Genomic DNA, 12848 nt, shown 5'->3' with positions numbered 1-12848 from the left:
GACATGACACGAGCAGACCTGCTCTCCCGAGTCGACGGACTGCGCACCGGGCGCACGCCGTTCGTGCTGGCCACGGTCGTGCGGGCGGAACGCCCCACGAGCGCCAAGCCGGGTGACTGCGCACTGGTGCTCGCCGACGGGACGATCGACGGCTTCGTCGGTGGTGTGTGCGCGGAGTCAACCGTGCGCCTGGAGAGCCTGCGGCTGCTCCAGGCGGGCGAGTCCGGGCTGCTGCGGATCACTCCGCGCTCCGGCGACTCCGACGCGCCCGACCAGGAGGGGGTGCGCACCGTGGGCAACCCGTGCCTGTCCGGGGGCACCCTGGAGATCTTCCTGGAGGCGATGATCCCGGCCGCGCTGGTGTACGTGCACGGGGAGGCGCCGGTGGCACGGGCGTTGGCCCGGGTCGGGCACGCCCTGGACTGGGACGTCCGTCCTGCGGTCGACCCGGCCGCGCCGATCCCGCCGGACACCTCGGCGGTGGTCGTGGCCTCGCACGGCCGAGACGAGGCCGCGGTGCTCGCGGCCGCGCTGAAGGCGGGTGTGCCCTACGTCGCGCTGGTCGCGAGCAGGCGCCGGTCGGCGGGGGTGCGCGAGGAGCTCGCCGCGATGGGTGTGCCGGAGCCCGATCTGGAGCGCGTGCACGCCCCGGCCGGGCTGGACATCGGCGCGCGGACCGCGCCGGAGATCGCGCTGACGGTGTTCGCGGAGATCGTGGCGCACCGGCCGCGGGTGCACGCTCCCGAGGGGACCGAACCGACGTCATCGGACGGGTCCACGGGCGAGGAGGACAGCAGCACCCACGTCCACGCCGTGGAGGGGTCGGTGGAGGTCGCCGTGGACCCGGTCTGCGGGATGGACGTCGCGATGACCCCGGCGAGCATCTCCGCCCGGCACGGCAGCACATCGGTCTACTTCTGCGGGACGGGATGCCGGCAGGCGTTCCTCGACGATCCGCAGCGTTTCCGCACGTGACACCGCAGCCGGTCCCGGACTTCACCGGCCCCGACGACCTGCGTCGGGCGCTGGACGAGTCCGGCTACCTCGCCGACGACGCACTGGCCACCGCCCTGTTCCTGGCCGTGCGGATGCGGCAGCCGATCCTGCTGGAGGGCGAGCCGGGGGTCGGCAAGACGCACGCCGCGACGGCGCTGGCCGCCGCGGTGGGCTCCCCGCTGCTGCGGGTGCAGTGCTACGAGGGGCTCACCGCGGCGGAGACGATCTACGAGTGGAACTATCCACGGCAGCTGCTGGCCATCCGACTGGCCGAGGCCCGCGGCGCCGACCTCGCCGAGGCGGACCTGTTCACCGACGAGTACCTGCTGGTCCGTCCGCTGCTGGCGGCGATCTCCCATCCGGGGCCCGCACCTGCGGTGCTGCTCGTGGACGAGGTCGACCGCGCCGACGACGAGTTCGAGGCGTTCCTGTTCGAGGCACTGGCCGAGGCCTCGGTCACGATCCCCGAGCTGGGCACCCGCCGTGCGACCGTGCCGCCGGTGGTCCTGCTGACCTCCAATCGCACCCGCGACCTGCACGACGCCCTCAAGCGCCGCTGCCTCTACCACTGGATCGCCTACCCCGACACCGCGCGGGTCGAGGAGATCGTGCGTCGGCGGGTGCCGTCGGCCGGCGGCTGGCTGGCCCGCCAGGTGGCGATCGCCGTACACCGGCTGCGGGGGCTGGAGCTGCAGAAACGACCCGGGATCGCGGAGGCGATCAGCTGGACCACCGCGCTGGAGGTGCTCGGGGTGAGCGAGCTCGACGAGGCGGCGGTCGGGCGCACGCTCGGCGCCGCGCTGAAGTACGACGAGGACATCGACACCGTCCGGCGTGCCGGGCTAGGCACCCTCCTGCGCCATGGCTGAGCCCGCCCGGACCGACCTGCCCGCCCTCGTGGCGCGGTTCGCCGCAGCCTGCCGCGAGGCCGGGCTGCCGGTCGGTCCGGATCGGGCCGCGCGGTTCGCCCGGGCCGTGGTGGAGGTCGCGCCGACGACGACCACCCGGCTGCACCACTGCGCGGTGACCACGCTGGCCTCCGACCCGGACCAGGTGGCCGTTCTCGACGCGGTCTTCGCCGCGGTGTTCGAGGGCCTGGTCGACCCGGCCGGTCCGCGCGGCGGCGACCCGGCCGCCGACCCGGCCGGTCCGGGCGGCGCACAGGCCCCGGCGACCCGGGGCTCGACCGGGACCGGGTCCCGGCTGACGACGTCCGCCGCCCGGGCCGAGGGCTCGGCCGGGTCGCCGCGCGAGGTGGCCACGCCGGTGCTGGCGTCGGCGCGAGAACGGTTCGGCGGACGCGACTTCGCGGAGCTGACGCCGCGGGAGCTGGCGCTGCTCGCCGACGCCATGCGGGCGCTGCGGGTGGTCACCCCGCTGCGCAGGACCCGGCGGACCCGGCCGAGCGCGCACGGCGGCCGCGTGGACCTGCGCGCCACCCTGCGCACCGCCCTGCGCACCGCGGGCGAACCGGTGCGGTTGGCGAGGCGGACCCGGCGCCCCCGCCACCGCCGGCTCGTGGCGCTGTGCGACATCTCGGCGTCGATGGACCCCTACGCCAGGGCCTTGATCCAGCTGCTGTACTGCGCGGCCGGCGCCCAGGGGACCGAGGTGTTCGTCTTCGCCACCGAGCTGACCCGGTTGACCAGGGCACTGGCCCGGACCAGCCCCGCGGTCGCCATCGACCGGGCCACCGCGTTGGCCCCCGACTGGTCGGGCGGCACCAGGATCGGGGAGTCGCTGCGCCGGTTCAACGACCTGCACGGCCGGCGTGGGATGGCCCGTGGCGCCGTCGTGCTGATCCTCTCCGACGGGTGGGACACCGGGGACAGCGCCCTGCTCGGTCGGGAGATGGCCCGGTTGTCGCGGGTGGCGCACCGGATCGTGTGGGCGAACCCGCGCACCCGCCATCCCGATTTCGCGCCCCTCGTCGGCGGCATGGCGGCGGCCTGGCCGTACTGCGACGCGGTGGTCAGCGCGCACAGCCTCGACGCTCTCGACGAGCTGCTCGGGGCGCTCGCCGCTCCGGCGGCGGGTGGTGCGGCGAGCCGATGACCGCCCGGGGCGAGGCCCGCCCGCTCCCGGCCGCCCGAACCCGGTCCCGGTCGCGGTCGGCGACGGATCCCCCGCCGGTCCCCCGCGGCGGGGGATCCGCGCGGGCGGCCGGCCGACCTAGTGTCGATCATGAAACGGAACGCCGCCGACACCGGTGCATCGGCATCGGTACCGGGGCCCCGTGCGGAGAACTCCGCCGGACGCCGACGGACGAGGCGATCGAGGAGGAGGTGCGCGATGCGTGACGTGGTGGATCAGCTCGCCGGATGGTGGAAGAACAGCGAGACCGCCGCGCTCGCCACCGTCGTCGGCACCTACAGCTCCGCCCCCCGCCAGCCCGGCGCCTCGATGCTCATCGGCCCCGACGGCGAGGCCGTGGGCAGCGTGTCCGGCGGCTGCGTCGAGGGCGCGGTCTACGAGCTGGGCCAGGAGGTCCTCACCCAGGGCCGGCCGATGTTCCAGCGCTACGGCGTGTCCGACGAGGACGCGTTCACCGTCGGCCTGACCTGCGGCGGCATCATCGACATCTTCGTGGAGAAGGTGAACCCACAGACCTACGCCGAGCTCGGCCGGATCGCCGAGGCCATCCGCGCCGAGGCGCCCGTCGCCGTCGCCACCGTCATCTCCGGGCCCGCAGAGCGCCTGGGCAGGCGGCTGATCGTGTGGCCCGACCACGTCGAGGGCGGCACCGGCTCGGCCCGGCTCGACGACGCCATCCGCGACGACGCCCGCGGCCTGCTCGACGCCGGCCGCAACGGCCAGGTCACCTACGGCGTCGACGGCCAACGCCGCGGCGAGGGCCTGTCGGTGTTCGTCGAGTCCTTCGCCCCGCCACCCCGCATGATCGTGTTCGGGGCCATCGACTTCGCCGCCGCCGTCGCCCGCATGGGCTCGTTCCTCGGCTTCCGCGTCACCGTCTGCGACGCGCGGCCCGTCTTCGCCACCGCCTCGCGGTTCCCCGGGGCCAACGAGGTCGTCGTGGAGTGGCCGCACCGCTACCTCGCCGCGGAGGCCGCGGCCGGCCGGATCGACGCCCGCACCGCGCTGTGCGTGCTCACCCGGGGTCGCCGTAGCATCGAAGAAATTTCCGGCGGATATGCGCTGACCAGCAACGATGCGTGATTTCGACGGTCAGCGCGTCGACATGCGGGCGACGAGTTCCTCGGCGCTGGGTGTCCAGGTGGGGCGGTGGGCGTCGATTTCGTCGAGGCGCCGGTGGGTGCCCTCCTTGGAGGGCTTGAGGTAGCGCTGGAGCGTGCGGCGGTCCTCGTGGCCGGAAAGGTTCATCAGGTCGACCTCGGTGGCGCCGTCCTCGCCGGCGTGGGTGAGCCGGGAGTGGCGCAGGTCGTGCAGGTCCCAGCCGGCAGGGGCGACGTTGCTGGTCGTGGCGGTGCCGAGGTGGCGTTCGGCGGTGCGGTAGGTCATGCGCAATCGACGGCTCGCAGGGTCGACCTCACCGGAGCGCGCGGTGCCCTCGGACGCGCGGCGGGTGGACAGGAACACCGGGCCGCTGCGGCGGCGGCCGAGCAGCTGGCCGAGCATCCGGGCGGTGCGGATGTCGTAGAGCAGGTCGTCGGCCTTGCCGCCCTTCCGGATCGTGCAGGCCCGCCGATTGGCTCGGTCCAGGTCGGTGACGTCGAGGCCCAGCACCTCCTCGGCGCGGGCGGCGGTGGCGTAAAGCATCGACCACAGCGTCCGGTCCTCCAGCGACTGGCGCTTGTCGGTGATCAGCCGGTCGATCTGCTCGCGGGTGCGGACCCGGCTGTCGGTCGGCTTGGGCTGGTGCTCGCGGTCGAGCCCGGCCAGCACCGCCGCAGCGTCGACGATCCAGTCCTGCGCCTGGAAGTAGGCCAGCGCCGAGCTGACTGCGGCGCGCTTGGCGTTGAACGTCGCCGGCGCGCTCGCGCCCCAGGCGGTACGGATGTTGGTGTGCAGCCGCTCCCGACCGCCGGTGCGCTCGTCACCGGCGGGATGCCCGACAACGAGGTCCTCGAGGTGGTCGATGCCGGCGAACGCAATCGCCACGGCGGAGGTGTAGGCGCGCACCGTCTCGGGAGAGGTGATCCGCCCGGATCGGCCGCGCCGGTTGGACAGGTGTCGCAGGAACGAGGCGAGCGCCTCGGCGGTCGGCACGCTGCCCGGTTCCGTGACGGCGCTCAGGTGCCGGTCGGTGGCCATCGACCCCCCGTTCCTCTGGTTGTCAGATAACACGCGCGGAAGGGGTGCCGCCCGTGGAGGCGTAGTCCCAGGATCGATCCACCCACTTGTCAGATAATACGTTGTTATCTGACAAGTGATGCCCGTCGACGGCCGCTGGGCGATCCGCGGACTGAACGAGCCGTGGTGGTCTGTCCAGACCCACACCGAAGAGGCTTTGCCGATCCTCGTCGAGGACGACTGGTTCGGGACCTGGGTGGAAAGAGCTGACCCTGTACCCGGGCACGCCCGTCAGCACGTGACCAGTGCGCTGCCCTGCCCGCGATCGAGCCGATGCGAGGAGGAGGCTGTCACCGTGACGTCACCCGTGTTCGACTCCGCGACGCTGCAGGCCGTCGGTGAGCTTCTGGCCCTCGGCGAGCAGCTCGGGCTCGGGATCACCTTCACCCCAGACGACGAAGGGTGGGCGGTCGGGTACATGCGCGGTATGTCCGGTGGCGACCTGATCAGCGGATATGACCTCGGCGACACCGCCCGAGCGGCGCTGCGACCGCTGCAAGAGCTGGCCCAGCGCTACGAGCAGGCCCGCCGCGATCGGTGACGGAACCGGTCAGAACAAGGTGTCGCCTGCGCGCAGGGGGCGGTAGCCGGTCGGTCCGAGCTGGGCGAGTTCGGCGTCGATGTCGACCTCGATGGCGCCGAAGAAGTTGACGTTCTCCGAGTGCGCCGGGGAGATGTGGCCCAGGAGCTCGTCGTCGACGTGGCGGCCGCCGCGGCGCAGGGACTCGACTGCGAGCCCGAAGTACTCCGTCGTCCACGCGATCACCGCGTTGGTCGTCAGGGTAAGACACCACGCCTGCTCGGTCTGCTGCTCCAGGTGCCGGGCCCGGACGGCGCCCTCGTGGGCATACAGGAGGTCGCGCTTGAGCGCGTGTAGCGACTCACCCTTGTTGAGCTGACGGGAGATCTTGCGCCGATAGACCGGATCGGCGAGGTAACGAGCGGCGTAGATCGTGCGCCGCCACGCGCCGTACTCCTTGAGCGCGGCGGCGAGCGCGTTCTGCCGCCCGGACGCCGAGAGCTTCCCGACCAGCAGCGACGCGGTGGCGTGCCCGAACTTCAGCGACCCGGCCAGCCGCAGCAGGTCGTCGTAGTGCTCGGCGATCAGCGCGGTGTTCAGGCGCCGGGTCAGCAACGGGCCGGCGTTGGGGAACGCCGCCTCCACGCTCGCGCGGGAGCCGTCGCGGTAGAGGGTGAGCTTGCCCAGGTCCCGGATCCGGGGCGAGAGTTGCAGCCCGAGCAGGTCGAAGAGCGCGAAGTTGACCAAGGTCACGCCGTGCGTATCCGTAGCGTGCTCGGTGATCGGGAGATCGGTGGCGTTGCCCAGGATCTCATCGAGCACGTAGTGGGCCTCGCGCTTGGTCGCGACGATGATCTTCGTGCCGTAGGTGGTGTGCTGATCCGTGACGTGGGTGTAGGTCGACAGGACCTGCCCACCGTAGATCGTCATCTCCCGGCCGGTCGTGGTCTTGCCCCGCACCGGGAAGCGTTGCCCGTCCGAGGAGGACAGGGTGCCGGTGCCGAACACCGCGGCCAACGGCATCCGCTGGTGGTGGCCGATGATCGCCAGGTTCGCCGCGCGCAGCGTCTCCTCCCGCACGTACCACTCCGAGGTCCAGGTGAGCACGTCGATGGAGATCCCGCACGCATCGGCCATCCGCGACAACCCGAGGTTCGTCGAGTGCGCCAGCAGCACCGCGATCAGGTTGCGCTTGAGCTCCGGGCTACGGGCCTGCTTGCCGGTGGCGTGGGTGAACTCATCGAGGAAACCGGTGCGCCGGTCGAGCTCGATCAGCAGCGACACGATCGGCGCGAACGGCAACATCGCGGTCAGCTCGGCCTTCAACGCGATCGCCTCGGCGGGCACATCCTCGGCCGAGAGCGGGGAGATCACCAGGTCGCCGTCCTCGTCGAGCCGCACCGGGCCGTCGCCGGCGACCAGGACCTGCTCGAGCCCGTCGAGAGCCTCGGCCAGCTCGTCACCGGCAGCCGCAAGGGCGCGAGCTGGGTCGGCCGGTTTGCCGACCAGCCGGCAGAACTCGGCCCGGTGCCCGGCCCACTGGTGCGGGGTGAGCAGGTAGGCGGCCGGGTCGGAGTATCGGCGCGACCCGGGCACGAACACATCACCCGAGCGCAGCCCGTCCCGCAGCGCGAGCAGCACGCACAGTTCCCAGTAGCGCCGATACGAGTTGCTGTTCGGGCTCGACCCCGACGGTGAGGTGGTGTCGAGGTAGCCGCGCCACCGCGCCGGCACGAACGCTGTCGGGGCGCCGGCCGGGACCCGGCGGGTGCCGCTGGTGTTGAGCGCGCGCAGGATCTTGACCGCGGACAGCAGGTCGGCCGCCGCGGTGCCGCCGGCGAAGGTGACGGCGTCGAGGACGTGCGGGGTGAACTGGCGCAGGTACCCGTAGGACCCGGCGGCCAGGGCTGCGAGGTGCCCGTGATCGCGGGGCAGCCGCGGCAGCGCGCTCGACTGCGCGGCGCGCAGCCGGGCCCAGCCGATCCGGTCCCCGCGGATCAGTCCACCGACCTCGTCGTCGGGGATGGCCGGGTCGGCGACGATGGCCAGGATCGCGTCCAGCAGCTCTTGGCGGTCCTCCCCGACCCGGCCGCGTTCGGCCAGCGCGTCGCGCATCGAGCGTTCGGCCTTGCCCTCCCGCGCCGAGACCGCCTGATCGAACAGCGCGACGACCTCGTCGAGCACGTCCACCGCCGACTGGGCGAGCACCGTGAGCAGGATCGGGTAGCGGCGCTGCGGATCCCGCCGCGTCAGGGCCTGCCCGGTCAACCGGCGGCCCATCGTGGCCAGGAACCGGCGCCGCTCGGCGGGCAGCACCGACAGGTCCAGCTCGTGCGCGCCGAGCCCGCGCAGGAACTCCAGCTTTCCCACCTCCGCGCGCACCGCCGCCGGTGAGGCCTCGACCGGGCCCCTGCCGAGCCACCGCAGTCGTGTCATCCCGACGTCGGGGTCGGTGACCAGCAACCCGTCCAGCGCGGCGCACCGCTCCGGGGCGAAGGCGGTGGCGAGGCGGTCGTAGGTCTCGCGCTGGGCCTGTTCGCGGGCGTGCGCGACCCGCTTGACCACGATGATCGGGCCGGGTCGGATCACCTTCGCCGAGATCAGGTACTCGCATGCCCGCCGGAACAGCAGCGACGGCGAGTCGTGCTCCATCGCCCGCGCCAGCAGGAACTCGTCGAGCTCCTTGAACTCCAACGCCGCCGGCGCGCGCCACCCCAGGTACTGCGCCACCAGCCGCAGGTGATCCTGGCGGGTCTTCTCCCGACGGCCGTAGGACCGCAGCACCGACGGGTCGACCTGCAGCTGCGCGACCAGCCGAGTCACCGCCACCGGCGGCGCCGCCCGCACATCGTCGGGGACGAACCCCAACCAGGGCAGCGTGCACAGGGTCAGGGACAGCCCCAACCGGTCGGCCGGGCCGCGCCCACGACCGGGATCGACGAACGCCAGATCGGTCGAGGCCAGCGTGAAGAACCGCACCAGGTCATCCCGGTTGACCTCCGGGAACTCGCGAAGGCGCTCCAGCTCCTCGTCCGCGAACACCTGCGCGACCAACCATCGACTCCCGACCTGAGGATCACCAGGTCCGGAACCTACCGGGCCTCATATCCGCCGGAAATTTCCCCGTTACTACGGCTACCCCGACAGCAGTGGATGACCGACTTGCTCGAACACCTTGACGCGATCCCGGAGTACCGCGAGCCGGCGCCGTACTGGCGTACCCGTCACGCCCTGGCCGGTGTGCAGCGAGCACCGGAGCCCAAGGACCCGCGGCTGGACTTCGCCGAGCTCATCGTCGGCCTCGAGTCCGCCGGCTACCTCGCCCGCCGCTTCGGGGAGGTGTGCGTCGACGCTGAGCCAGACGAGCACGGGCAGCTCCCCCACGGCGGCAAGGACTCTCACGACCGGATCCGGGCCGAGCTGCAGCAGCGGCTCGGTCTACCCGACCGGCCGGACCTGTGGCCGCCAGCCTGGGACCGCTGGGATGCCGAGACCTTCTACGAGGTAATCGAGGTCTTCCATGACCTGGTCGCCCGCCCGCACCGACGCTGGATCCACGATCACAACGAATGCGGCGTTCACTTCGACGACTTCGACACCGAGGCCGGCCGCCGGGTGTACCGAGCGCTGGTTAACCGGCTGCTCACCGAAGGCAAGGTGGACCTGCGTCTCGCCGAGGCCGGCGAGGACACCGGCCGGCTGGTGCACCTCGTCGACGACGCCCGCAGCGACCTGCTCGAGCGCGCCCTCGCCACCCCGGACCCGGAGGTCGCCGGTCGTGTCGAGCACGCGATCGCGCTGTTCCGCGGCCGCGACGCCACCGAGCACGACAAACGGTCGGCGGTGATGACGCTCATCGAGTAGTGCCCAGACCTGCTCACTGAAAGTGCCCAGCCAGGGCGACGCGCCGACGGAGGTCCCGTCGGTGTCGAGGGGCTCCCTCAACTCTGTGATCACTGCGGATGATCACGAGTCGAGGGAGCCCACTCGGAATGCTGGCATGGGAGAGCGTTGTGCAGGCGAAGGCACTACGAGCACGGGGATGGACGATCAGCGCGATCGCCCGGCACCTGCAGATCAACCGGCGCACGGTGCGCCGCTACCTGTCCGACGAGGTCGCTGTGGGGGTGCGGCGGCCGGCGGTGCCGGACGGGTTCGAACCGTTCGCCGGCTATGCGCGGCAGCGGCTGGTCGACGACCCGCACCTGTGGGCGTCCGCGCTGCACGACGAGCTGGTCGAGCTCGGCTACGGCGGGTCGTATCCGTCGCTGACCCGGGCGCTGCGGGCACGCAAGCTGCGCCCGCACTGCGAGCCGTGCGCGACGGTGAAGGGCCGCGACGTCGGGATCATCACGCACCCCGCGGGCGAGGAAACTCAGTTCGACTGGCTCGAACTGCCGGACCCGCCCGCGAGCTGGGGGTGGGGCAAGACCGCGCACCTGCTGGTCGGGTCGCTGGCGCACTCCTCACGGTGGCGCGCGGTGCTCGCCCCCGCCGAGGACCAGCCGCACCTGATCGAAGCCCTCGACGCGGTGGTGCGCCGCCTGGGCGGCTTGACCCACCAGTGGCGATTCGACCGGATGAGCACGGTCTGCCACCCCGACTCCGGCCGGCTGACCGCCACCTTCGGCCCCGTCGCGGCGCACTACGCGGTCGCAATCGCGATCTGCCCGGCGCGTCGGGGCAACCGCAAGGGCGTGGTGGAGAAGGCGAACCTGACCGCCGCGCAGCGCTGGTGGCGCACCCTGCCCGACGAGCTGTCCCCGGCACAGGCGCAGGCCAGTCTGGACCGCTTCTGCGCCCGGGTCGGCGACCGCCGAGCGCGACGGCGCGCGGACGGGTCTCGCGCAACGGTGGCCGAGCTGGCCGCCGCGGAGGGCCTGCGGCCGGTGCCGACCGGGCCCTACCCGGCCGTGCTGACCGCGGAGGCCAAGGTCAGCCCGCAGGGCCTGGTCCCGTTCCGCGGCAACCGCTACTCCGTGGGCCCGGGCCATGTCGGAACCATCGTGACCGTCGCCCATCGGTTGGGCACCGCCACCCTGGACCTGGTCACCGCGCGCGGGGTGGTGCTGGCCCGGCACCGCCGCCGCCCGGACTCCGCCGGCGCGGTGGCCCGCCACGACGAACACGTCGCCGCGCTCGAGCGCGCCGTGCTGTCCGCGTTCACCGACCGCGCCCCGTGCCGGCGCAAAGTGCGCCGACCACCGTCCGCGGCGGCCCGCGCCGAGGCCGACCGGCTCCGCGCGGCCGCAGGCGGCCCGGGCGGCGGCCCGGCCCAGCAGGTCGTCATCGACTTCGCCCGCTACGCCGCCGCGGCCACCGACCGCCAGCGCCCCGGAACCTCGCCAACCGCGACGACGACCGGGACGACGACCGGGACGAGGTCGTGACCGGGCCGGGGACCGCGCCGGTGCACACCACGAGCGCGGAGGCCGGGATCTACCAGCGGCTCCGCGCGCACCTGGCCTACCTCAAGCTGCTCGACGCCGCCCAGGCTCTGCCGGCGGTGCTGGACCAGGCCCGCGACGAGGGGCTCGGACTGACCGCGGCGCTGGAGCGGCTGCTCGGGATCGAGGCGGCCGCGGTCGAGGCCCGCCGTCAGGCCGGGCGGCTGCGGTTCGCCTCGCTGCCCGAGCCCTGGACGCTGGACCAGTTCGACTTCGCCGCCCAGCCCGGCGTCGACGAAGCCCTCGTCCGCGACCTGGCCACGCTGCGGTTCCTCGACGACGCCACCAATGTCCTGCTGATCGGGCCGCCCGGGGTCGGCAAGACGATGCTGGCGATCTGCCTGGCCCGGGCCGCGGTCGACGCCGGGCACCGGGTCTACTTCACCTCCGCCGCCGACCTGGCCGCGCGCTGCCACCGGGCCGCGCTGGAGGGCCGCTGGAACACCTGCATGCGGTTCTTCGCCGGCCCCAAGCTCCTGGTCATCGACCTATGCCGACACCGCGACTATGCCGAGGGCGCAGGAGATCGGCTCCGGGTTGCGTGATGCTGTCGGGCATTCGACGGCGTGCGGTCCGGAGCAGGCTCGGCATAGTTGCGTGCTGAGCGCAGCCTCGCCTGCGGGGGCATCGGGCTCCCGTGAGGGAGGCGAGTGCGATGTCGGGCACGCGGAGGAAGGCCGGTCTGCTGGGACCGCAGGTCGAGGGGTACCGGGTGTGGTTGGCGCAGCGGGGCTACACGGCGTGGACGATCCGGCAGATGCTCAAGGACCTTGGTCGGGTCGGCGTGTGGGCGGCGGCGGAGGGGCTGGAAGCGGCGGATCTGGACGAGGAGCGGATGGCTGCGTTCCTCGCCGCCCGCCGCGCCGCTGGCCATCGGAGGATCCCGGGGCCGCGGGCGATGGTGCCGCTGTTGAGCTATCTGCGGGAGGCCGAGGTCGTCGCGGAGGCGGAGCCGCCGGTCTTGACGCCGTTGGGTGTGCTGTTGGGGCGGTACCGGTCGTGGATGGTCGAGGAGCGTGGCCTGGCTGCGGCCACGGTGCTGCGCTACGAGAACACCGCGCGCCGCTTCCTGCAGGAACAGGCGTCGGTTGGTGAGGTGTTCGAGCCCGCGGCGCTGACCGGGGTGGACGTCAACGCGTTCCTGTGGTCTGCCCCGCAAATTCCGGACAACTGTTTGGGGTTCTAATTATGCCGCAGACTGGTCGCTCAGGTACTCGTTGTGGACCTCTTTAGGGGTCCGATAGCCGAGCGCCGAGTGGAGACGCTTGGAATTATAGCGGAACTCGATGTATCTGGCCACATCTGCGCGGGCGTGTTCGCGTGTCGGATACACGGTACGGTTGACTCGTTCCACTTTCAGCGCCGCGTTGAACGACTCCGCCTGCGCGTTATCGAAACACGATCCGGTGCGACCGACCGAGCGACGGATGTCGAGTTCGGCGGTGGCGCGGACGAACGCTTCGCAGGTGTATTGCCTGGGTTCAACCGGTCGTTGCAACACCGGGTTGTTGGAGTGAGCGTAGCTGCTCTTCGAACACTTCGGCGGGGGTCTTCCAGTCGAGGCTCTTGCGGGGCCTGTTGTTGAGCGCGAGGGCGACGGCTTCGAGATCTTC

General features: G+C 72.4%; 10 protein-coding genes and 2 pseudogenes. 9 read left to right on the top strand and 3 right to left on the bottom strand.

What is annotated here, in order from left to right; genetic code table 11:
- Positions 1-3: 3 nt before the first annotated feature.
- The 4 genes and pseudogenes from Q1K26_RS01930 to Q1K26_RS01915 all read left to right on the top strand — a co-directional run.
- Positions 4-975 (top strand): XdhC family protein, encoded by a 972-nt coding sequence (locus tag Q1K26_RS01930; protein WP_300007377.1) that lies wholly within the window; start codon positions 4-6, stop codon positions 973-975.
- Entirely contained in the window at positions 972-1865 is an 894-nt protein-coding gene (locus tag Q1K26_RS01925; protein ID WP_300007376.1) for a MoxR family ATPase, read from the top strand. The genes Q1K26_RS01930 and Q1K26_RS01925 overlap by 4 nt, the downstream gene beginning before the upstream one ends.
- A complete protein-coding gene (locus Q1K26_RS01920; RefSeq protein WP_300007375.1) occupies positions 1858-3051 on the top strand; it encodes a VWA domain-containing protein in 1194 nt (397 codons plus the stop codon). The genes Q1K26_RS01925 and Q1K26_RS01920 overlap by 8 nt, the downstream gene beginning before the upstream one ends.
- A gap of 237 nt (positions 3052-3288) precedes the next feature.
- A pseudogene (locus Q1K26_RS01915) lies at positions 3289-4110 on the top strand (XdhC family protein); the annotation flags it as partial.
- A gap of 72 nt (positions 4111-4182) precedes the next feature.
- Here the strand turns inward: Q1K26_RS01915 and Q1K26_RS01910 are convergent.
- Complete coding sequence (locus Q1K26_RS01910; protein ID WP_300007374.1) at positions 4183-5229, bottom strand: site-specific integrase; 1047 nt, start codon at positions 5227-5229, stop codon at positions 4183-4185.
- Positions 5230-5347: 118 nt separating this feature from the next.
- On the opposite strand from Q1K26_RS01910, the gene Q1K26_RS01905 reads away from it, so the two are divergent.
- Positions 5348-5809 carry a hypothetical protein gene (locus Q1K26_RS01905; RefSeq protein ID WP_300007373.1) on the top strand — a complete coding sequence of 154 codons (462 nt, stop codon included), beginning with the start codon at positions 5348-5350 and terminating at the stop codon, positions 5807-5809.
- Positions 5810-5818: 9 nt separating this feature from the next.
- Here Q1K26_RS01905 and Q1K26_RS01900 read toward each other — a convergent pair whose 3' ends face one another.
- Positions 5819-8842: a Tn3 family transposase gene (locus Q1K26_RS01900; RefSeq protein WP_300007372.1), complete on the bottom strand. Its 3024-nt coding sequence runs from the start codon at positions 8840-8842 to the stop codon at positions 5819-5821.
- 99 nt (positions 8843-8941) lie between these two features.
- Between Q1K26_RS01900 and Q1K26_RS01895 the strand changes: the two genes are divergently transcribed.
- The 4 genes from Q1K26_RS01895 to Q1K26_RS01880 all read left to right on the top strand — a co-directional run bounded on the left by Q1K26_RS01895 (position 8942) and on the right by Q1K26_RS01880 (position 12421).
- The gene (locus Q1K26_RS01895; protein ID WP_300007371.1) at positions 8942-9652 is read left to right on the top strand and encodes a hypothetical protein; all 711 of its coding nucleotides are present in this window, start codon (positions 8942-8944) and stop codon (positions 9650-9652) included.
- Between the two features lie 128 nt (positions 9653-9780).
- The gene (locus Q1K26_RS01890) at positions 9781-11178 is read left to right on the top strand and encodes a helix-turn-helix domain-containing protein (protein WP_300007370.1); all 1398 of its coding nucleotides are present in this window, start codon (positions 9781-9783) and stop codon (positions 11176-11178) included.
- Positions 11175-11780 carry an ATP-binding protein gene (locus tag Q1K26_RS01885; protein ID WP_300007369.1) on the top strand — a complete coding sequence of 202 codons (606 nt, stop codon included), beginning with the start codon at positions 11175-11177 and terminating at the stop codon, positions 11778-11780. The genes Q1K26_RS01890 and Q1K26_RS01885 overlap by 4 nt, the downstream gene beginning before the upstream one ends.
- Positions 11781-11890: 110 nt before the next feature.
- Complete coding sequence (locus tag Q1K26_RS01880) at positions 11891-12421, top strand: hypothetical protein (RefSeq protein WP_300007368.1); 531 nt, start codon at positions 11891-11893, stop codon at positions 12419-12421.
- On the opposite strand, the pseudogene Q1K26_RS01875 reads toward Q1K26_RS01880, so the two are convergent.
- Positions 12422-12676 (bottom strand): annotated as a pseudogene (locus Q1K26_RS01875) (integrase core domain-containing protein); the annotation flags it as partial. It lies immediately after the preceding gene.
- Positions 12677-12848 lie beyond the last annotated feature (172 nt).

The sequence above is a fragment of the Pseudonocardia sp. genome (genome assembly GCF_029263155.1).
In the GTDB taxonomy this organism is placed as follows: Bacteria; Actinomycetota; Actinomycetes; order Mycobacteriales; family Pseudonocardiaceae; genus Pseudonocardia.
This window is presented reverse-complemented; position numbering and strand designations above follow the sequence as displayed.